Genomic DNA, 23,135 nt, shown 5'->3' with positions numbered 1-23,135 from the left:
GGCTAATGAATATCTTACAAAAGTATAAAAGTCTCCGGCCAGAGGTGTACTTCTATCTGATGCTGGTATTTGCATTGTTGATGCCTTTCAATGGTCTGGTTGTCTCCTATTCTATCGGGTTGATCTTTTTAATCTGGTTATCAGGTCCCGGATTCGGCAATGTACGCGGGTCATTTCGCCATGGGGCAAAACACTGGTGGATTTTGTCGTTTTCGTTGCTTTACCTTTTATATCTGGCCGGCCTGGCTTATACCAGAAACCTGACTTATGCAGGTGAAGATATGCAAACCAAGCTTTCCCTGCTTCTCTTCCCGCTGATGCTATCATTGACCGATGACGCGGTTTTCGACACAAAAAAAACTCATACCCTGCTGCGGACATTCATTGCAGGCGTGTTTCTTTGTACATTGACCTGCCTGATCCATGCTTTTATTCAGTATTTTGCCTCCCACTCCAAAATGGCATTTTATTACACCAATCTTTCCTGGTTCCAGCACACCACTTACCTTTCCATGTATATCAGTTTTGCCATCACCCTGCTATTCTATTTTCTTCTGCTGAACAGAATGTCAAAGATGATAAAGGTACTCATCATATTGCTCATCGTTTATTTTTCAGTTTTTATCGTTTTATTGAGTTCCAAGGCTGGCATATTGACTCTGAGCCTTGTTATGTTTGTCATGGCTTTTTATCTTCTGTTTTTCCGCAGGCGAGTGATACTGGGCATCTCCCTGATAGGATCAGTGGTTCTTTTTTTTCTGCTCGCTTCATTTCTTTTTCCTAATGTCTATTCACGGATTGAACGGACAAGGAAAGCCATTGAAAATTATGATTCCGGCGTAAGAAACAGCGAGGAAAGTACAGATGCTAGGTTACTGATCTGGAAAAGTGCTGTGGAGATCATCCGTGAGCACCCGTTATCAGGTGTAGGAACAGGTGATGTGAAGGATGCCCTGCTCGAAAAGTACAATGAAAAGGGCATGACAGATGCTCTATCACACCAATTAAATGCGCACAATCAATTTCTACAGACAGGTATAGCTATTGGACTGGCAGGAACAACCGTTTTACTGGCGATGTTTATCCTGGCGCTGATCTACGCCATAAAAAACCGGAATATTGTCTATCTCCTTTTCCTGGGAATTAATGCCGTTAATTTTCTTTTTGAATCGATACTTGAAACACAGAATGGGGTAGTTTTTTATGCCTTTTTCAATGCGTTCCTGTTCTATAAAATAAAAGAGCTCAGGTGGCCAGAGTAAAATGGCAGCCTGAGCTCCGGATATTAGTTGTGCCGGTTTTTAAACGACACCATGAGCCAGCATAGATTCCGCCACCTTGACAAATCCACCAATGTTAGCACCTCTCACATAATTTGTGTATCCATCTTTTTCTTTACCCCATTTCACGCAAGTGGTATGGATATCTTTCATGATCTGATGTAACCGTGCATCCACTTCTTCTCTTGTCCATGACAACCTCAGTGAGTTCTGTGACATTTCGAGACCTGATGTAGCAACACCACCGGCATTGGCAGCCTTTCCGGGACCATAGAGTATCCTGGCTCCCAGGTATACGTCAATAGCTTCGGGTGTGGATGGCATGTTGGAGCCTTCTGATACGACCTGGCAACCGTTTTTGATCAGTGTCCTGGCATCATCGCCATTGACTTCGTTCTGGGTTGCCGCTGGTAATGCCACATCACATTTAACACCCCATGGACGGAGGCCTTCATAATATTTGACACCATATTTGTCGGCATATTCCTTTATTCTTCCCCTTTTCACATTCTTCAGGTGCATGATAAAGGCGAGCTTTTCGGCATTAATGCCATCGGGATCATGGATGAATCCGGCGGAGTCGGACATGGTAACCACCTTGGCGCCCATTTGTGTGGCTTTTTCCGTTGCATACTGTGCCACATTACCTGATCCGGAAACGAGGCATATCTTTCCTTTCATGCTGTCACCTTTGGTGTTTAACATCTCTTCAGCAAAATAAACTTGGCCATAACCAGTAGCTTCCGGTCTGATGAGGCTGCCACCCCATTCACGGCCCTTGCCGGTAAGAACGCCGGTAAATTCATTACGTAACCTCTTGTATTGTCCAAATAAATAACCTATTTCCCTGCCGCCGACACCAATGTCGCCTGCCGGAACGTCTGTATCAGGGCCTATATGACGGAATAACTCATTCATGAAACTCTGGCAGAACTGCATCACTTCCATGTCGGATTTCCCTTTGGGGTCGAAGTCAGAACCACCTTTACCACCACCCATCGGAAGGGTCGTCAGACTGTTTTTAAAGACCTGTTCAAAAGCAAGGAATTTGAGAATGCCAAGGTTCACCGTCGGGTGAAACCTCAATCCACCCTTATAGGGTCCGATGGCACTATTCATCTCAATCCTGTAACCTTTGTTTATTTGTATCTCGCCCTTGCCATCAACCCATGGGACCCTGAAAAGGATAACCCGTTCCGGCTCAACACACCGTTCAAGGATCTTTGCTTCTTTGTATTTCGGATTTTCTTCCACGAATGGAATCAGTGTTGCAACTACTTCTTCGACTGCCTGGTGAAATTCAATCTCACCGGGGTTCTTTGCGATAACTTTGGCCATGAAATCTTTGACCAATTTTTCATGAACTGGATTTGCCATAATGATGTAGTTTTAAGTAAGTAATTTTTTTATTATGATTAATAACTGAAAAAGCTGATGAAGATTTTGAGGGAGCAATATTAATTAAAATAATTTAAATAAAAATCAGGATATTACGCTTTTTTTTCTCTCTTTGACAAATGTTAATGAGAGTGCGACAGAATGCAAATTCAAAAAAAAGTAATTTTATCCCTGTTATGATATTAAGAAAATTGATCACAGCATGACAGTAAAAGGTTCAACAAAAAAGGTCGGGAAAGCAGTTGAAAAACCTGAACCGGACGACGTGGAAACCAGGCAGATAATCCTTGATCCGGTCCATTACCAGCAGCTTCTGCAAGAGAAGCAGGAACGTATCAAAGAGCTGACAGCTATAAACCGGACAGTCCGCCTGCTCAGGGCTCAGCATTCAGTTGATGATACCCTTCAACAGATTTGCTCCATTCTTCAGGCTGCCTATCAATATCCGGATTACACCTGCGTCAGGATCACTTTTGATAACAGGACATTTACCAACCTGAATTTCCGAGAAACCAGATGGACACAATCACAGGATTTTGAAACCAGTGACAATAAGCGCGGTAACATCGAAATATTTTATCTTAAAGATTTCCCTGAACTGGATGAGGGACCTTTTCTGAAAGAAGAAAGGGACCTGATAATCAGCATCGCCGGGATCATCGCCAGTTATCTAAATTCACTCAAAAGTCTCGAACGTTCGCATGAAACGCAGGAGAGATTAAAGGAGCTGGCATGCATAAACCGCACAAGCAGCATCCTGAAAGAAGGAAAACCTATCGAGGAAGCTTTATTGCAGATTTGCCAGATCCTGCCACAGGCATGGCAATATCCGGAGTTTGCCGTTGCACGTATTCAGTTTGATGGCATGGTATTTAAAAGTCAAAATTTTAAAGAAACCAAATGGACGCAGAGTCAGCATTTCGAAACCATTGACAACCAGGAAGGTGCTATTGATATCTTTTATACGAAAGAATTTCCTGAATCGGATGAAGGCCCTTTCATGAAAGAGGAAAGAGAGCTGATTAACAACCTGGCCAGCCTCATCGCCGGCTATCTGAACAGTGTCAAAGGCAAGGCTCTTCTCAGGAAGACACTTGATGACAAAACTGTACGCGAAAAATACTCCTCTGATGATGGAACATCCAAATATAGCCGGCAGCTCCTTCAGACTTTCCTCAATAAAAGCAACTATAACCGTGATATTTACCATGACCTGATGCCTTTTATGGTAAAAGAGATTCTCCTGGTTGCCAACCTCTATGATGCTTACAGCATCGAAAAAGAGGGCAAATTCTCAGAATATGTGTTGGGTGACTATCAGCAACTCAATCTCACCTCCATACCGCGTATTACAGGCGTGTCCACGCCGGAAGAAGCAATGAATCAGCTCCATATCAAACACTTCGACCTGGTCGTCATTATGGTGGGAGTTGATAAGAATCTGCCCATCGTACTTAGTGAAATGGTTAAACTGGAATTCCCCTATATTCCGGTTTTCCTGCTTCTGAATAACAATTCCGACCTGGCGCTTTTTGAAGGCAGCGATAAAAAACTTCCCAATATCGATAAGGTTTTCATTTGGAATGGTGAGTCCAAGATGTTCCTGGCCATGATCAAACATGTAGAAGATAAAATCAATGTTGAGAATGACACCAAGGTAGGATTAGTCAGAATTATCCTTCTCGTTGAGGACTCAGCAAAATATTATTCCCGTTATCTGCCTATACTTCACCAGATCGTGATGGAGCAGACCCGCCGCATCATTGATGATGTGGCTACGGATGAATTATATAAAGTTCTGAAGCTGCGGGCACGGCCAAAAATCATCCTTGCCTCAAGCTATGAGGATGCCATTTATATATTTGATAAGTACAAGGAATATATCCTTTGCCTTATATCGGATATTAAATTTGAAAAAGGCAGCAGGATGGATGAAATGGCGGGCATCAACCTGGTGGAATATGTTCGTAAAGAGATTCCGGCATTACCCATCATCATCCAATCGTCGGAGCTATCAAACCAGGAAAAAGCCTTTGAGATGAAGGCCACTTTTATAAATAAAAACTCCGACAGTCTGAGCCAGGATCTAAAGAGTTTCATCACACATTTTCTGGGTTTCGGAAATTTTGTTTACAAGGACAGCATGGGGAAACAGATAGCTGTTGCCCGTTCCCTGAAGGAATTTGAGAACCAGCTCAAGACTATCCCTGATGAATCACTTATCTATCATGCCCAGCGTGATCATTTTTCCATGTGGCTGATGGCCCGCGGTGAGATACAGGCAGCGCGGATACTACTGCCACATAAGGTCACCGACTTCAAAAATCCGCAGAATATCAGAGAATACCTCATCAGCGTCATCCAGCAATTCCGCAATGAACAAAATAAGGGGAAGGTCATCCCCTTTGAGGAATCAGCGATACTTGACGAAAGCAACGTGGTGAGCCTGACCTCTGGCTCACTGGGAGGCAAAGGCCGTGGTCTGGCTTTCATCAATACGCTCATTTATAATTACGATTTTTCGGAACACATCCCGAATATCAATATCCGTGCTCCGAAAACATCGGTCATCGGCACCGAAGAATTTGAGTATTTCATTCAGCGAAATAACCTGTATGATATCGTCATTGGTGAAACAGATTACGAAGAGATCAAACAAATGTTTATCAAAAGCAAGCTGACTGAAAGTCTGATTAAAAAACTGAAGATCATTCTCAAGCTGATAAACAAACCGTTGGCCGTAAGATCTTCAGGATTATTTGAAGACTCCCTGATGCAGCCATTTGCCGGCATATTTGAGACCTATCTGCTGCCCAACTGCCATCCTGATTTTAATGTGAGGCTCCAGCAACTGATGGATGCCATAAAACTGGTTTTTGCATCTGTGTATTCATCATTGTCGAAAAGCTATATCCAATCGGTTCATTATAAGCTCGAAGAGGAAAAAATGGCGGTCATCATACAGGAAGTTGTTGGCAATCAATTTGAAAATGTCTTTTATCCCCATATCAGCGGCGTAGCCCAGTCGTATAATTACTATCCGTTTTCATATATGAAGCCGGAAGAGGGTTTTGCAGTTATTGCACTTGGCCTTGGCAAATATGTGGTGGAGGGCGAAAAAGCCTACCGGTTTTCACCGAAATACCCGGCTGTCGAAATCAATTCTCCCAAAGATCAGTATCTTAATTCACAGTTACAATTTTTTGCTGTGGACCTGTCCAAAAAAGATGTTGACCTGCTGGAGGGTGATACGGCTGGTCTTATTCGGCTGGATATTGACGATGCGGAGCGTCATGGAACCCTGACTCACTCAGCATCGGTATATGACATTGAAAACAGCCGTATTGTTTCGGGTATTTCCCACCCCGGACCACGGATCGTCAATTTTGCCGATATCCTGAAATACAATTATGTGCCTCTATCCCAAACCATTGAGGTTGTGCTTGATGTGGTCAAAGAAGCGCTTGGCTCACCTGTGGAAATCGAATTTGCTGTTGATCTGAACAAGGATGAGGACATGAAGGCATCGTTCTATCTGTTACAGATCAAACCACTTATCGGCAGCGCACAGGATTTCAACATCAACATGAAGGAGATCAACAGGCAAAAAATACTCCTGTATACCGAAAAAGGCATGGGAAATGGCATGATCAGGGATATCAGGGATGTGATATATGTGGAAAAAACGTATTTCGATAAAAGCAAGACTGTTGAGATGGCTGCTGAAATAGAACAGATGAATATCCTCATGGGAAAAGAAAACAAGAACTACATCCTAATCGGTCCGGGCCGCTGGGGTACACGCGACCGCTGGATAGGCATACCGGTCAACTGGACCCACATCTCCAATGCGAAGATCATCGTTGAAACCAGCCTGGAGGGATATCCACTGGATGCCTCCTCCGGATCGCACTTTTTTCATAACCTGACATCTATGAACGTCGGGTATTTTTCAGTTTATGAAGAAAATCCGGAAACATTCATCCGCTATGATGTCCTTGAAAAGCAGGAACTGGTCGGTAAATCGGGCTTTTTTCGCCATGTCAGGTTCAATAAACCTTTGATTATCAGAATGGATGGCAAAAAAAGAATTGCAGTCATATCATGGGATGAGATCCCAGTGTTGTAAAAAATCCCGTGAACTGATGTCTGATTTTTTTATATACTTGCAAAGTCACAGAGATCTTATTTACAGCGAAATCTAAAAACCGAATACAATGTACGATTTTCTTTCTTTAAGGGTCAAATGTCCAAATTGCGGGGAATCACTAATGGATGATGAACATCTCGTCGACAATGAATCAAGCATAAAGCTGAGTATTGAGATTGCAGGGAAAAAGGGCAACATCCGCCTGAGTTCGATTTATGGTAGCTATAATCACGTGTCGGAGATAGAAATACATGATAATGAGGTTGCCAGGTTTTCCTGTCCAGGCTGCGAGAAGGAGATAATCTCTGATGTGGAATGCATGACGTGCGGTGCGAACATGGTGTCGTTTTATCTTGATATGGGCGGAAAAGTCAGTATCTGTTCCCGTGCCGGGTGTAAAAACCATCTGGTTGAATTTGGCGACCTTAATATAGCACTTAAGAAACTTTATCAGGAGTATGGGTTCAGAGAAAGGGCATTCCCCAGTATCATAACCGAACCATCAAAAAAGGTTAAAAAACCTGATAAAAAGGATGAATTCAAGGAAATTATTGAGACGGGCACTTTTCTTCAAACATATTGTCCGCACTGCCATAGAAGCTTGATTGAGGATGAAATGATCAAGCTAAATATCATCAATGAAAGAAATGAAGAAGGAATCATTATGCTGAGTCCCTACCTGAATGTGTTTACATCAAAATCCACCATTTTTCTGCCCGAGCTTGAAACAGCCAAAGACCTGAAATGTCCCTACTGTTCTGAAAGTTTAAAGCTGGAAGATAAATATTGTGATTGGTGCATGTCACCTATCGCCATGATAAAAGTCAGTGCCAGAACAAAATTTATCGACTTTTACCTGTGTACGAAAAAAGGTTGTAAATGGCATGGACTGAGCAACGAAGATCTCTATGATATAAAAATGGAAGATAGCCTGGAATGGTAAATTTGTTTACCAGATTCCTGTTTGCAGGTAGTCATGTATACCTCTTGCAGCGATTTTCCCGGCTCCCATGGCAAGTATGACTGTAGCAGCACCTGTAGCCACATCACCACCGGCAAAAACGCCTCTTTTGGATGTTTTTCCAGTAGCCGGATCGGTTATGATAGTTCCCCATTTTGTAACCTCGATATCTTTTGTTGTCGAATGGATGAGAGGGTTAGGACTATTTCCGATAGCAATTATGACCACATCTATGGAAACCATGAAATTGGCACCTTCGATGGGTACAGGTCTTCTTCTGCCAGATTCATCAGGTTCACCGAGTTCCATTTTAATACATTCCGCTTCCCTGACCCAACCGTTCTTATCACCATAAAAGGCAGCAGGGTTGGACAAGAGATGGAATATAATCCCTTCCTGTTCCGCATGATGTATCTCTTCAGCCCGTGCAGGCATCTGTTCCCTGGCACGCCTGTATATAAGGATGGATTCCTTCGCGCCAAGTCGCAGAGCTGTGCGAGCACAATCCATGGCGACATTGCCACCTCCTACTGTTGCCACTCTTTTTCTTTTTATGATCGGCGTTTTGTATTTGGGGAAAAGATAGGCTTTCATCAGATTCGCACGCGTTAAGTACTCATTGGCAGAATAAATGCCATTGAGGTTTTCACCCGGGACCTTAAGAAACCAGGGTAATCCAGCACCTGTACCGAGGAAGACCGCATCGTAGGATTCCTGCAGTTCATCAATGCTTTTAATCATTCCAATGACGGTATCGGTATATACATTGACACCCAGCTTCCTTAAATAATCTATTTCTTTAAAAACTATTTCCTTAGGAAGTCTGAATTCAGGGATACCATATACGAGTACGCCTCCAGGCTGATGCAATGCTTCGAACATATCCACTTTATGGCCAATCTTTGCCAGATCAGCTGCAGCTGTAATTCCTGCAGGACCTGCACCGACGATGGCTACTTTTTTACCTGTAGATTCAGGTTGATGTGGTATTTCTATTTCGCCTTCGTTACGCTCCCAGTCCGCCAGAAACCGCTCAAGCCGGCCTATTGCTACCGGTTCGTTCTTCTTCCCTACGATACACTGCTTCTCACATTGCTCCTCTTGTGGACAAACACGACCACATATAGCCGGCAGGATATTTTTTTCCTTGATCTTCGATATCCCTTCTTTGAATTTCTTTTGAACAAGCAAAGCAATGAAACCCTGAATGTCGATCTCTACAGGGCAGCCTGTTATACATAAGGGTTTCTTGCATTGCAGGCACCGCTGTGCCTCACTCACCGCCTCATCAGGAGTATACCCGAAGGGCACTTCTCTAAAGTTCCGTATGCGTTCCTCAGGCGGTTGCTCCCTCATTGGGGTCTTTGTTGGACTAATAATAGCCATGTTACCACCTTTCTTTTGATATGATCTCTTCCTCCAGATAAGCTTTACGCCTCGATAATACAACATCCCAATCCACCTGGTGGCCATCAAAATGAGGACCATCCACACAGGCAAATTTTGTCTCACCCTTCACTACCAAACGGCATGCTCCGCACATTCCGGTACCATCAATCATTACAGGATTCATGCTGACAATTGTTTTGATGCCAAACGGGCGTGTGGCTTCAGAAATCCGGTACATCATATACGTACAGCCAACTGCCATTACCCTTTCAAACCTTTCACCCGATTGCAGATTAGTTGTTAGAAAGTCATAAGCATGACCTTTGAATCCTAATGATCCATCAACCGTGGCATAACGTACCTCGTCAGATACCTTTTCCAATTTATCATTCCAGTATAATAAAAACTTACTTCTCGCCTCCGAATAGCAAATTACTTCATTACCTTTTTCCTTAAGTGCTTTAGCAGCAGGATAGATCCCACCAATACCATAACATCCTCCTACCAGAGCCACTTTACCAAAATTATCAAACTCGAAAGGTCTTCCCAATGGTCCGGTAAAAGAGTAAATAGTATCACCAGGCTGTAATTCAGCAAAGCGCTGGGTTGCTGCACCAATCTCCAAAAATACAATGGTCACCGTACCTGCTTCTGTATCCCAATCTGAAATAGTAATCGGTATCCTCTCACTGAATTCGTCAGGTATTACAATGACAAATTGACCTGCTTTTGCCTTGCGCGCTATATCCGGTGCATCTACAGTACAACAGTGTATGTTGGGGGCAATATGTGCTTTGTCCAATATTTTAATCATTTCTCAGATCTTCAATTTTTACAGGAATATGATACTGATCAATGTTAATACCATCAGCAATACTTGATATATGTTCCCAAGTTGGCCTGAAAAAGGCAATATTTCCTTCCAGTTCATGATTAATCCTTACGGTCGTATTAATCTTGCCAAATCCTGTTATTATATTTACCTCCTTACCATCAATTAAGGATAACTGCTCTGAAATCAATGCAGAAATAAATAATATACCTTCATCCCTGATTGATTTCATGTCGGGTATGTGTGCTGATAAAATATTGCCAAAATAATGAAAGGCGTTTGGTTCAATGATGAGTGACACCGGTAAATCATTATTTCCCACTGATCTGGTTGTAAGTGGTTTTACTTTCGAAACATTCTTTGCAGGCGAGGTAAAAGTCAGATCGATCAATGAACAAAGATCGGTGAAGATATCCTCTGGCTGTTTATAATTAAATCCGGTTTCATTTAAGCCATCTGAAATCTCTGAAATAACCTGCCATACCGGTTTTGTGCCTTCAAGCGGTTGAATTACACGGGTGTTCTTTTTTAGTTCACCTTCCAGATTCATGATATGACCACTATCCTCAAAATGACTGGTCAGTGGGAAGAATACATTTGCGAATTTCGACGTTTCGGTGAAGAACATATTTTGCTGGACAAGAAAACTTAAACCAGATAACCGTTTATCAGGCGGTATATCACCGACAATAAACAGTGCACTGATGCCATCTCCATTTATTTTTTTAATCATTTCATCAGAAGAATATCCTGGTGTTTGATTGAGTTTGGTCTGCCATTGATGTGACCATTTTTTCAGAGTTTTTTCATCATCAAGCTCATCAAATCCGGCGAGGTAATATGGGTGCATGCCTACATACGTACCACCATAACGGTTACCTTCATCGAGAAGGAACATCATCCTGCAATGCCCATCCAGCAGGAGCTGAAGATTCACTAAAGCATTAAAACTGTTCAGACAGTCAGCATTTCTTAAAATTTCATCACCAACAATGATTACCGTATTTCCGGAATGGAAGATTATATCCGATAGGTTTTTCAGCGCTCCAGGTGTGATACCGCATCTGGCCATGGCCTCATGAATCTCCAGATCCTTAAGCTGCCGGAGAATTTCTTTTGCAGCAGGACTCTTCGTTTTTCTTGCCAAACTGAACAGCAATAAGGAAAGAAAAGCAGATTCTCCACCGGGAGAATAAGTTGTGTGATACGATGTAAAATCCGTTGTTCTGCTGTTATGTGTACTTGCAGCAACAACCTGTCTGCCATTGCTATACGCTTTTCTGATCTTGTTTTCAATGATCGGATGGGATAAATACGCCCTGGAACCTATCAAAAAAACAGTATCCGCATCGGTTATATCGTTCACTTTGAATGGAGGAAAAACTTTATGGTAGTCGTTGATATTTTTAATTAATTCTTTTTCAGGATAAGAGGATAGAAGGTCAACGTTATTTGACCGCATTATTTTTCTTGCAAATTTCTGCAGGATATAATTGTTTTCAATCGTATCCTGAGCCGATCCGATCATTCCAAACCGATTACCCCTGAATTGTTCAAGATGACTGGCAGAATAATGAATTGCTTCTTTCCAGCCTACTTCAGCCCACCGGTTTTCTTTTTTGATAAGTGGGGAGGTGATACGTGCCGGATGGTGGATTATATCGGGTGGAACAAATTTACCACGAACGCACAGCTGGGGAGGATCAGTACGTTTTCCCGGAGCCGGTCCGACATTCACAACCCTTTCTCCTTTTGTGTTTATGTTCATTTCGCAGCCAATGGAGCATGAAACACATGTTGTACTTATTGACCTGTCAGGAAGACCAACCCAGCTCCCCATTTTTTCTGATAGAGAACCTGTAGGACAGACATCCACACAGGCACCACAGTATTCACAACCTGCATCCTTCTGTGACTCATTGAATGCCGTACCCACGAGTGTCGAATTCCCGCGCTGAACAAATGCTAGTACTTTGCTGTGGCGTTCATCATTACAAATCCTCACACAACGGCCACAAAGAACGCAAAGATTATAATCCAGTTCATAGAAGGGATTATCTCTCACAGGTGCAACGTTACGGTATGAAATAGGGAACTTCATGTCCGTAAGCTCAAGATAATCCACAAGGTTTTGCAGCTCACAGTCACCGTTACTGGTACAAAAATTACAACCTGTTGTCACTCCAACTTTTCTGGTGGAGTGCATATATTGCCCGCAATCATTTTTGTCGCCGCAGACAAGACATGTATACGGGTGTTCAGTAAGTAATAATTCCAGGATGTCTCTTCTAAGTGCTTGAAGCTCATCCGTTTTTGTGATTATTTCCATACCCTGAGTCACAGGTGTAGTGCAGGCAGTGGGAAAACCCCTCATATTTTTTATCTCCACCATGCAAAGGCGGCATCCTCCATAATTGGGCAAATTGTCAAGATAACAGAGGGTGGGAATATAACTACCTGATTTTCTTGAAGCCTGCAACACAGTGAACCCTTCAGGGACTTCCAACTTCCTGCCATCAACAGTAACTGTGACATTTATTCTCTGTATTTCCTTTGATGCTTCTCTCATAAACTTTATGTTACAATAAGTTTATCCTCCTCATTGTATCTATTCGATTACAATAGCATCACCGGCAATTGCATCAAACCGACATATTTCATAACATGCACGGCATTTAATACATTTAGTCGGATCCAGATTGTGTGGTTCACTACGGGGACCTGAGATAGCTTTGGCAGGACATACTTCCACACAACGCTCACAACCGGTGCATTTCTCCTTAATTACCCTGTACACCACCAGATCACGGCAGACAGCAGCAGGGCAGCGTTTTTTATCTATATGTGCCGTATATTCTTCCCTGAAATACCTCAGTGTTGTCATCACCGGATTGGGTGCTGTCTGTCCGAGGCCACAAAGCGATCCTTTTTTTACCGTCTGTGCAAGGTTCTCCAGGATGGCAATATCTTCAGAATGACCATTCCCTTCGGTGATTCTCTCCAAAATTTCAACCATCTTACGTGTGCCAATGCGGCATGGTGTGCACTTTCCACAGCTTTCTTTGCTCGTAAATCGAAGAAAATATTTGGCTATATCTACCATGCAGGAGTGCTCATCCATGATGATCAGACCTCCTGAGCCCATAATCGAGCCCGCAGCTGTCAGGGATTCATAATCAATGGGCAGGTCCAGGTATTCTTTTGAAAGACAGCCTCCTGATGGACCACCAGTCTGTACAGCTTTAAATGGCTTAAGTGTGCCACCACCAATGTCAAAAATGATCTCACGCAATGTTGTACCCAGTGGCACTTCAATTAATCCGGTTCTTCTCACTTTTCCGACGAGTGCAAAGGTTTTTGTGCCCTTGCTTTTATCTGTTCCATAACCGGCAAACCATTGTCCGCCATTTCTCAGAATATTGGGAATGGTGGCCAGTGTTTCAACGTTATTGATCGTTGTCGGATTGCCATGTAATCCTGAAATAGCAGGAAAAGGAGGCCGGCTGCGAGGCATTCCCCTATTTCCTTCGATGGATGAAATCAGTGCGGTTTCTTCCCCACAGACAAATGCTCCTGCCCCTTCTTTTAGGCGGATTTCAAAATCAAAACCACTGTCAAGGATATTTTTCCCGATGAGACCAATATCTTTCATTTGATTTATAGCCAGCTTCAGTCTTTCAATAGCCAGCGGATATTCAGCACGTATATAGATATATCCGAATCCCGCTCCGATGGCATAAGCTGCAATCATCATACCTTCAAGCAGGGCAAAGGGATCACCTTCTATTAACGACCTGTTCATAAAAGCACCGGGGTCGCCCTCATCAGCATTACAAATGAGGTATTTCGGACTGGCTTTGACGTCCCTGCAGAGCTGCCATTTTTTGTAAGTCGGAAAGCCTGCTCCACCTCTTCCGCGCAAGCCGGCTATCTCAATTTCCTTGATGACGTTTTCTGGACCTCTTTGGAACGCATTTATCAATCCCTGAAATCCATCTCTGGCAATATAATGCTTTATATTTTCGGGATCTATGATACCACAATTCCGTAGGACAATCCGTTTCTGGTTTTTAAGCATAGGAAGGCTCCAGAATGATTTTGTCCCGTTAATGTGCTCATCAGGATCACCTAAGTGTCCGAGGGGTTTAAATACGGTCTCACCACCAAAAATATAACCCTTCAGGAGTTGATCAGCTTTATCCGGATCGACATTGTTAAAGCTTAAGCGTACCGATCCGGGTTTCTTGATATCAAGAAACGGTTCCAGATAGCAGGGACCTATGCATCCTACCTTTAACAAATGCACTTTCTGCCTTGATCGGGATATTCTCTTCCTGACTTTCTCCCACACTTGTCCGGCACCAGAAGCGAGACCACAGCTTCCCATCCCGATATAAACGACAGGAGCTGAACCATTCTGTAAAGCCTGCCATTCCTCTAAAGCTTCCCGTTGTATCTGACTAAAATCATTCATATTTTTTAAGAATCTCTCTTAATTTTATCACTGACATACGGCTATGAATGTCCCTGTTAACCATCATTACCGGTGCCAGTGCACAACAGCCAAGACAGGCAACCCTTTCCATGTCAAACCTTTTATCTACGGAAGTTTCACCCGGGCCTATGCCTGTTTCGAGCTTCAATGCACTCAGTAGAAAATCACCGCCCTGGACATGACAGGCGGTACCCAGACAAATTTTAATGGAATGCCTTCCGGGTGGATTAAACTTGAACTGTGAATAAAAGGATGCTACACCATATACTGTGCTTCTCGAAATTCTTAAATGAAGAGATATTTTTTCTATTGCCTCCCGGGAGATATATCCATCATGATTCTCTATCGCCTGGAGTATAGGAATTAAACTCCCTTCATCATATTTTGGATATCGGTTTAATATTGCATTAATAGGCTCTTCCATTGAAAAAAAAATATTTCTTTATTGGTATAATCTAGCTTTAATCAGCAATTCCCCAATTAGATATGATAAATCAATGATAAAAGTAAAAAAAAAAGTAAAAAAAAAAAAAATTTTAGTTGTTTATAAAATAAATATATGAAAATATCTTTATAACTAAATTAATGACTGATTATTATTTAAACTCATTATAAATAGGTTAATATTCACTATAACAATAAAAGAAGAATGATTAAAATTCATAAAATTGTAGGGGCTTTAATAAAACAAGTTATTACTCATTAATTATTCATTAAAAAAGAGATGCTCTATGGATGATATATTATTTGATTTTATATGCCTGAATGTCAAATGTCCATTGTGCAAGAAAAGCCTCATGGATAAGGATCAACTTGTCGATGGCAAACCAGGAATTGTTTTAAATATTGAAACATCTGAACAAAAAGGCACAATTATTCTTAGTTCTATCTACGAAAGTTATAACTATCGATGTAGTATTGATATTCCCTCCGGTGAGATTGCCAAATTTTCCTGTCCGCTATGTCATCAAATGATAACCAGTGATATTCAATGTGAATACTGCGATGCTCATATGGTACCTTTGCTTTTAGACATTGGTGGAAAAGCTAATATTTGCAGCCGGTCGGAATGCAAAGGTCATTTCCTGGAGTTTGAGAACATCTCTGTAGCGTTGAAAAAGCTTTATCTGCTTGGTGATCTTACTGGTCCCCTGCCGGAAGGTATTTTCGAAAACGGCGATTCTAAAGAGATTCTGGAAACAGGGACTTATCTTCATACCTATTGTCCAATATGCAATAAGACACTGATTGAGCAGGGGCTCATCAAACTCAAGATCATTAATGAACGAAATGAGGAAGGTTTTGTATTACTGAGTCCCTACCTTAATGTCTTTACCTCAAAATCAACTGTATTTCTGAAAGAAGATCAGGTAGTAAAAAATATAAAATGCAACCATTGTGACACCAGTTTAATCGATGAAAAGGTAACATGCCAGGTATGTGGATCACCCACTGCAAAAATCGCTGTCAGTGCTTCCAAAAAAATTATCGATTTTTTTATCTGTTCAAAAAAAGGTTGCAGATGGCATGGATTAAGTGAGGAAGATCTATATGACATTCAATTGGAGGATAGTCTCGAATGGTGATGGTATTGAGATAATAATTTGATGAAGCATTAAACGTTGTATTAATTATGTTTCAGATAAAGAGAAAACAAGTGATGGCGAAGGGGACGATCATTCGTATGGATATTGATGCTCCTAAGATTGCAAAAAAAATAAAAGCCGGACAGTTTGTAATTATCAGGGTAAATGAAACCGGAGAAAGGATACCGTTAACAGTTGCTGATAAGGACGACTTTGCCGGCATTATAACAATCATCTTCCAGGTCGTTGGTAAAACAACTGCACTTATGAGATCGCTAAAGGAAGGCGATATAATACGGGATGTCGTTGGGCCTTTGGGAAGACCTGCTGAAGTTGAAAAGTTTGGGACAGTCGTGATGGTTGGAGGCGGAACGGGCATTGCCATCCTTCATCATGTAGCTAAAGCTTTTAAAAAAGCAGGAAATTTCGTGATCGGCATCATTGGAGCCAAGGAGAAAGACTTGCTTATTCTAGAAAACGAAATGACATCCATCTGCGATGAACTTGTTATCACCACTGATGATGGCAGTTATGGAGAGAGGGGATTCGTTACAATGCCCCTTGGCAAGTACATCAATGAAAGACAGGATATCAAGCTGGTGTATGCCATCGGGCCGATAATAATGATGAAAAATGTATGCAAATTAACCAAGCAGCATAATATTCGCACCCTGGTAAGCCTCAATCCTATCATGATTGATGGAACTGGCATGTGCGGAGGATGCAGGGTTAAGGTTAACAATGAACTTAAATTCTGTTGTGTGGATGGACCTGATTTTGATGGGCATCTTGTTGATTTTGATGAACTGGATAAAAGAAACACTTTGTATATCCAGGATGAAAAGGAATCGCTTTTATTTTCAATCAGATAAAAGTTTTAAGAAATGTTTGAACAAGACGTCAGATATCTAAAATACAAAACCTATCTGAGCTTTTACTGCCCCCACTGCAGTAAGACATTCAATGTTGAAAGACAACACGAGAAGTCACTGGTATTTAATGGCATTTATAAAGGCCAGGATCTTATTCTGAAGCTCAGCCCATTTCTTGATGTGTTTGACATAAAAACATCTATTCATGTCGATAAAGGCGATTCGCTGGATGATCTGCTGTGTCCTCAATGCAAGAAAAGCCTCATAAATCCGAATGTCAAATGTGGTGAATGCGGATCAAAAGTGGGTGAAGCTATTGTTTCTGCCTATGCCAAACTGATACCTTTCTATTTCTGTTTGAAGCATGGGTGTGAATGGCATGGGATAACCAAGGATGACGAAAAGACCATTAAACTGAAGATTCCCCGCCAGGATATGCCTGAACAGGACAGGAAACTCCGCATCGAAAATTTCCAGGAAGTGCCCTATGGATTTACCTCAGAGTTAGCTTTGCTGGAAGCCGGAAGATGTTTGCAATGTAAAGTCCCGAAATGTGTTAATGGATGTCCTGTGAATGTAGATATACCATCTTTTATAAGGCTTATTACGGAAGAAAAGTTCAACGCGGCAGTAAAAAAGATCAAGGAAACCAACGTTCTACCGTCCATTTGTGGCCGTGTCTGTCCGCAGGAAAACCAGTGTGAATCCCAATGTATTCTCGGTAAAAGAGATGAACCCGTGGCCATTGGAAGATTGGAACGGTTTGTTGCCGATTACGAAAGGAAAATGGATCTGGTTACTGTCCCCGAAATTAAACATTCCACTGGTATGAAAATCGCTGTTATCGGTTCCGGTCCGGGAGGATTAACGGTTGCCGCCGATATGCGTCAGCTGGGCTATGAAGTTACCGTATTCGAAGCGTTGCATGAGTCAGGCGGAGTATTGACTTATGGTATTCCTGAATTCCGGTTACCCAAGTCCATTGTCCAGTCTGAGATTGATTACCTGAGAAAGCTTGGTGTACGTTTTGAACTAAATCATATCATCGGCAATATACTTACAGTAGAGGAATTGCTACAACATTTCAATGCGGTGTATGTCGGTGTAGGAGCAGGATTGCCTTGGTTCATGGGCATTGAAGGAGAAAGCCTCGGCAATATTTTCTCAGCCAATGAATACCTCACCCGGATGAACCTGATGAAAGCCTATCGATTCCCCGAATATGACACACCAATGCCCAGAGGTAATAAAGTAGCCGTCATTGGTGGTGGTAACGTCGCCATGGATTGCGCACGCACAGCCATTCGCACCGGTGCAAACGAGGTGACAATCATTTACAGGAGATCAAGGCAGGAACTCCCGGCACGACAGGAAGAAGTCCATCACGCTGAACAAGAGGGCATTAAATTCAAGCTGCTTAACAGCCCTGTCCGATACCTTGGAACAGATACAAAGCTGATCAAGGGTATTGAATGTATTCAAATGCAACTCGGTGAACCAGATTCTTCCGGAAGGAGAAGACCTATTCCAGTGGAAGGTTCAAACTATACCATTGAATGTGACCTGGCCATCGTAGCTGTAGGAAATGGACCCAATCCCATACTTTTCAAGTCTACTCCTGATATAAAACTGAATAAACGGGGTTATATCGAAGCAAATCCTGAAACAGGAGAGACTTCAAAAGAATTTGTATATGCCGGAGGAGATATTGTTACCGGGTCTGCTACTGTTATTCTGGCTATGGGCGCCGGAAGGATAGCAGCCAGGGCTATGCATGAGAAACTGACGAAATTGGCCACTTCAAAGACCCAAAAGGCGAGCTGATCACTTTCACCTGAAGAGGATGGGATAGGGACGGTTCCACAATTTCCATTTGATTTTTACATATTCACATATCAATGGATACATTCGGCGATAAAGAAACCGTGATATATCCCTGTATACAGGCCATATTTTAATTCCTGCCCGGTCATTCATAGGTTTCATACTCAATATGTCGGGTCCTGGCAATATGACTAACATGCGGAAACTTAGTCAGGAGGTTCTGACATGCGCTCGAGCCCGAACACATATTGGAAAGAATGAGTATGCACTTTGTCTTCGACATATGCTAATTTCGATTGACTTCGTTAATTTACTTTAGAAATTTTAAAATAACTTTTTAATTGTTCAGAATAAATTTTCAAAAAAATTATTTAAAATTTTAATAAAATGTTTGTTTATTAAATAAACTTGTTTACTTTTGCATCATGTTTATAAAATTTATCACCCAAAATAAATAATAAAATACTTCCGGAAGCTCTGAACGACCGGCGTATATGTTTAAAAATCAATTTATAAAACCATTAATCATTAAACTCTTTCATTATGGAAACACAATTAGATCACAACGAAAAGCTCAACATTATTTATGAGATGATCGAAAATTCAAAAACACAAATCAAGGAGAATGCCTTCTTTTATCTTTTATGGGGTTGGCTGGTTTTGATTGCCAGCTTAGCACACTTCATCCTGCTAAAAGTCGGATTTTTCTATTCCTTTCTTGTCTGGCCTGTTATCATGACCATTGGTGGGATCATTTCAGTCATTGCCGGTATACGGTTAGGGAAAAAAACAAAATACCGCACCCATATTAGTACCGCTATCATCTATCTCTGGTATGGATTTTTCTTCGCCCTGCTGATAGTCCTGGCTTATTCCATTGCCGGTAAAATACCGTGGGCTGTCTGCAATGCTCTAATCATTTCACTATATGGCCTGGGCACCTTTGTTTCGGGAGGTATTCTGCGATTCCGGCCTCTTATCATTGGAGGTATATGTTGCTGGGTAATTGCACTGGGCGCGTTTTTTATCCCTGAAGACTATATGCTCCTTATGGTTTCAGCATCGATAATAATAGCCTATCTCATACCGGGTTATATCATTCGTTTAAAACATTAAAGGAAATGTACCATGTTCGAAGAGCTTGATCCAATATTACATTCCCAGCTCAGGCTGGCGATCATGTCGGTGCTTATCAGTGTTGAGTCGGCTGAATTTAATTATCTGCTCGAAAAGACGGGGGCCACGCGAGGAAACCTGAGCGCCCAGATCAGTAAGCTGAATGAAGAGGGATATATAGAAGTAAAAAAGAGCTTCAGGAAAAACTATCCGCTGACTACCTGTCGCATTACTCCAAAAGGTCTTGCTGCATTTGAAAAATATGTCATCACTCTGCAACAGTATCTGAAGGTGAATAAAGGATGACATCTCTTCGCAGATGTCATCCCTTTTGACAGAAATTGAAGATTTTTCTCTGCCCGTGTGTGCGGAGCACTATTTTACTTACCTTTGTCGCGAATTGTTGGTATTAATTATTCAGAGTTCGATATAACAGTTGAGATTCACTCCAGCACAGCCGTAGACCAATTGATCATCGAAATCCCACAACAGCAAAAGAAAGTATCTCACCAGTTTGCCACATAAGTGGGCCGAAGCTATTAAAACAAACAATTACAGTCAGTGTGACAAAGTCAGATACAGTGAGTCAATCTGGCGTGGATATCATTATGTAACTATCTGACAAGAAATAAATTAAAATATAATTGTTTGTTTAAATCATATTAAAATCATCTTATGACATTTGAATCATTAAATCTCATTGAACCAATCAAGAGGGCATTGGTAACAGAAGGCTATATTCAACCAACGCCTATTCAAGAAAAATCCATCCCTGTCATTATGCAGGGAAAAGACCTGCTGGGTTGCGCCCAGACAGGCACAGGAAAAACAGCTGCTTTTGCCATTCCTATTCTCCAGCTATTGCATAAAGAACCATCTACGGACAAATGGCGAAGAAAAATAAAAGCATTGATCATCACTCCAACGAGAGAGCTTGCCATTCAAATCGGGGAAAGCTTTGATGTTTATGGCAGGTATATTCCATTAAAGAATACTGTAGTGTATGGTGGGGTTCACCAGAAACCACAGACAAATGCCCTGCAGAGAGGCATAGATATACTCATCGCCACTCCAGGCCGGCTGCAGGACCTTATGGACCAGGGATACATCAACCTGCAGGCCATTGAAATTGTCGTGCTGGATGAAGCCGACCGAATGCTTGACATGGGATTTATCAATGATGTCAAGAGAATTATGTCGGCTTTGCCTGCCAAAAGACAATCACTTTTCTTCTGTGCCACTATACCACCGGAAATTTTAAAACTCGCCGGAACCATTCTGAAACAGCCTGAAGAAGTGCTGATAACACCCGTCACAGCGACAACTGATCTTATCGGGCAGTCGGTTTATTTTGTGAGTAAAGCGGATAAGAACGACCTGCTCATTCATGTTTTGAAAGATGAAACCATAAGCAATGCCCTGGTTTTTACCCGCACAAAATATGGCGCCGATAAAGTGGAGCGGTTACTTAATAAAAAAGGAATAAAAGCTGAAGCCATTCATGGAAATAAATCACAATCGACCCGGCAGAAAGCCTTGCAAAACTTTAAAAACAGGGAGACACGGGTACTCGTTGCCAGCGATATTGCATCAAGAGGAATTGATGTGGAAGAGCTGTCATGCGTGATCAACTTCGATATACCGAATATTCCTGAGACGTATGTTCACCGTATAGGCCGTACCGGAAGAGCGGGAGCCTCAGGAATAGCACTGTCGTTCTGTGACACAGATGAAAAAACTTACCTGAGAGATATTTCCAAGCTCATTTCCAGGTCAATACCAGTGGTGAGTGATCATCCATACCCCTTGGCCGATCAAACTCCCCTGATGCAGCATGACTCACAGAAATTCAGACGCCCATACAGGAATGGGACATCTGGTTTTTCACGGCATCAGCTTAAAACGTATTTCCAAAACCAAAGGTCTAAATAGGTGGAACAGGGATGACCTCTCTTGCGAAATGTCATCCCAGCATTTCTTTCCTTCTCAGGTCAAAATGAAATATCAAGGCAACCATTAGCAGTAGAAGATTGCTTAATCCGATCAGTCCCATCCAAAATAGCTTATCTGAAAGTTCTCTTCCGAAGAGATCAGTCGAATTGCCCCCATACAAAAATATAAGGAATATAAAGATTGGGATAAACCAGTAAAGCTTTCTTTGATTTATGGAATAAATAATAAATGTGATCAACGGAGCACATACCAGAAAGTGTTCTGAATCCGTCTTAACCAGATTAGGTATCACTGCGATAAGAATAAACCATTCCATAATAAAATCCATATTTGCCATCTTGATGGGATTATTGGATTTTTTCTCAAGGTGTGTGTTACGGATTATAAGCCAGATTGCAACAAATCCCGAAAGGATAATGATAACCAGCTGAAAAAAGCCCGGCAATCCCGGGTAAATAAAATGCTGGATAAAATAATAAACGGTATTCACTCCCGGATAAATATCCTGATGCAAAAACATGGTTTTAAACCACTCGAGGTGTAATTCCCATCCGTTTGCAGGACCCAGAAAAAATAAGGGGAGCCAGAATCCAACCACCAATGTAAAGACCATCCCCGCAAGGGCTTTCCAGTTTTTTCTGAATAGTAGCGGGAGAATCAGGATCAGGAAATAGGGTTTGGTCAGCACCACAATGCCAAAAAGGATTCCGCCTAAAATATTTCGGTTTCTCAGGCAATTCCATAACGACAGACAGCAAAGAAGCAAAAGCACGGCATTGAAATTCCCCAGATGAAGTTCCTTTACAACATGAAGCATTATACAAATCAAGGCGAATGAGAGAAGTAATCCTTCGTTTTTAATCCTATCTGTAAAGAAATACCGGTCAAGCATTTTCCGGAGTAATATGAAGGTGAACCAGACCACGAAACATAAAATCACAAAATAGAGTATGGCAGCAACCTTATAACTGAATATACAAAACGGAAGAAAGAAGAATAATACAAAGGGAGAATATTTATAGAGTCCGGCACCATAGTCAAACTGAATGAAGTAAATCCGGCCACCCATTATCATTGTTTTTGCCGCCTGATAGTAGACTTTAAAGTCGGTTAGCCAGAAACGGTGGTTAATGTTTTCAATCGTAAAAATCAGAATGAAGACAAGAAATGCAAAAACAGTAAAACCAAAAACCGATTTATCCTTCCGGATCATATGGGGTGCTTCAGAAATAAACATCTTCATGGAGAGTTATCTACAGGACGGAATAAAATTAAAAAA

16 protein-coding genes are annotated in these 23,135 nt (G+C 41.8%); 9 read left to right on the top strand and 7 right to left on the bottom strand.

Annotation, left to right across the window (positions count from 1 at the left end; genetic code table 11):
* Positions 1–5: 5 nt before the first annotated feature.
* Positions 6–1,262, top strand: a complete 1,257-nt coding sequence (locus NT175_10915) for an O-antigen ligase family protein (GenBank protein ID MCX6235208.1) — start codon at positions 6–8, stop codon at positions 1,260–1,262.
* 39 nt (positions 1,263–1,301) lie between these two features.
* On the opposite strand, the gene gdhA is transcribed toward NT175_10915, so the two are convergent.
* Positions 1,302–2,657, bottom strand: a complete 1,356-nt coding sequence (gene gdhA / locus NT175_10910; GenBank protein ID MCX6235207.1) for an NADP-specific glutamate dehydrogenase — start codon at positions 2,655–2,657, stop codon at positions 1,302–1,304.
* 223 nt (positions 2,658–2,880) lie between these two features.
* On the opposite strand from gdhA, the gene NT175_10905 reads away from it, so the two are divergent.
* The gene (locus tag NT175_10905; protein MCX6235206.1) at positions 2,881–6,807 is read left to right on the top strand and encodes a pyruvate, phosphate dikinase; all 3,927 of its coding nucleotides are present in this window, start codon (positions 2,881–2,883) and stop codon (positions 6,805–6,807) included.
* Between the two features lie 142 nt (positions 6,808–6,949).
* The gene (locus NT175_10900) at positions 6,950–7,771 is read left to right on the top strand and encodes a hypothetical protein (protein MCX6235205.1); all 822 of its coding nucleotides are present in this window, start codon (positions 6,950–6,952) and stop codon (positions 7,769–7,771) included.
* A 6-nt stretch (positions 7,772–7,777) separates the two neighbouring features.
* Here NT175_10900 and gltA (NT175_10895) read toward each other — a convergent pair whose 3' ends face one another.
* From gltA (NT175_10895) to NT175_10875, 5 genes are read right to left on the bottom strand one after another with little or no spacing between them, the layout of a single operon-like run.
* Entirely contained in the window at positions 7,778–9,175 is a 1,398-nt protein-coding gene (gene gltA / locus NT175_10895) for an NADPH-dependent glutamate synthase (protein ID MCX6235204.1), read from the bottom strand.
* 1 nt (position 9,176) lies between these two features.
* Positions 9,177–9,992, bottom strand: a complete 816-nt coding sequence (locus NT175_10890; protein MCX6235203.1) for a sulfide/dihydroorotate dehydrogenase-like FAD/NAD-binding protein — start codon at positions 9,990–9,992, stop codon at positions 9,177–9,179.
* Entirely contained in the window at positions 9,985–12,579 is a 2,595-nt protein-coding gene (locus NT175_10885) for a molybdopterin-dependent oxidoreductase (GenBank protein MCX6235202.1), read from the bottom strand. Before NT175_10885 ends, NT175_10890 begins: the two co-directional genes overlap by 8 nt.
* 39 nt (positions 12,580–12,618) lie before the next feature.
* Positions 12,619–14,484, bottom strand: a complete 1,866-nt coding sequence (locus NT175_10880) for an NADH-quinone oxidoreductase subunit NuoF (GenBank protein MCX6235201.1) — start codon at positions 14,482–14,484, stop codon at positions 12,619–12,621.
* A complete protein-coding gene (locus tag NT175_10875; GenBank protein ID MCX6235200.1) occupies positions 14,477–14,929 on the bottom strand; it encodes an NAD(P)H-dependent oxidoreductase subunit E in 453 nt (150 codons plus the stop codon). The genes NT175_10880 and NT175_10875 overlap by 8 nt, the downstream gene beginning before the upstream one ends.
* Positions 14,930–15,236: 307 nt before the next feature.
* Here NT175_10875 and NT175_10870 point away from each other — a divergent pair, with 307 nt between their 5' ends.
* The 6 genes from NT175_10870 (at position 15,237) to NT175_10845 (ending at position 21,835) form a co-directional block, all read left to right on the top strand.
* Positions 15,237–16,091, top strand: a complete 855-nt coding sequence (locus NT175_10870) for a hypothetical protein (GenBank protein MCX6235199.1) — start codon at positions 15,237–15,239, stop codon at positions 16,089–16,091.
* A gap of 47 nt (positions 16,092–16,138) precedes the next feature.
* A complete protein-coding gene (locus NT175_10865) occupies positions 16,139–16,963 on the top strand; it encodes a sulfide/dihydroorotate dehydrogenase-like FAD/NAD-binding protein (GenBank protein ID MCX6235198.1) in 825 nt (274 codons plus the stop codon).
* Between the two features lie 435 nt (positions 16,964–17,398).
* The gene (gene gltA, locus NT175_10860; protein MCX6235197.1) at positions 17,399–18,787 is read left to right on the top strand and encodes an NADPH-dependent glutamate synthase; all 1,389 of its coding nucleotides are present in this window, start codon (positions 17,399–17,401) and stop codon (positions 18,785–18,787) included.
* A 543-nt stretch (positions 18,788–19,330) separates the two neighbouring features.
* A complete protein-coding gene (locus tag NT175_10855; protein ID MCX6235196.1) occupies positions 19,331–19,903 on the top strand; it encodes a hypothetical protein in 573 nt (190 codons plus the stop codon).
* A gap of 12 nt (positions 19,904–19,915) precedes the next feature.
* Positions 19,916–20,209: a transcriptional regulator gene (locus NT175_10850; protein MCX6235195.1), complete on the top strand. Its 294-nt coding sequence runs from the start codon at positions 19,916–19,918 to the stop codon at positions 20,207–20,209.
* A gap of 369 nt (positions 20,210–20,578) precedes the next feature.
* Positions 20,579–21,835 carry a DEAD/DEAH box helicase gene (locus tag NT175_10845; protein ID MCX6235194.1) on the top strand — a complete coding sequence of 419 codons (1,257 nt, stop codon included), beginning with the start codon at positions 20,579–20,581 and terminating at the stop codon, positions 21,833–21,835.
* A gap of 31 nt (positions 21,836–21,866) precedes the next feature.
* On the opposite strand, the gene NT175_10840 is transcribed toward NT175_10845, so the two are convergent.
* The gene (locus NT175_10840) at positions 21,867–23,069 is read right to left on the bottom strand and encodes a glycosyltransferase family 87 protein (GenBank protein MCX6235193.1); all 1,203 of its coding nucleotides are present in this window, start codon (positions 23,067–23,069) and stop codon (positions 21,867–21,869) included.
* Between the last annotated feature and the right edge of the window lie 66 nt (positions 23,070–23,135).

Source organism: Bacteroidota bacterium (assembly GCA_026391695.1).
Classification (GTDB): domain Bacteria; phylum Bacteroidota; class Bacteroidia; order Bacteroidales; family JAGONC01; genus JAPLDP01.
Note: the sequence above shows the minus strand (reverse complement) of the source record. Positions and strands in the feature narration are given on the sequence as shown.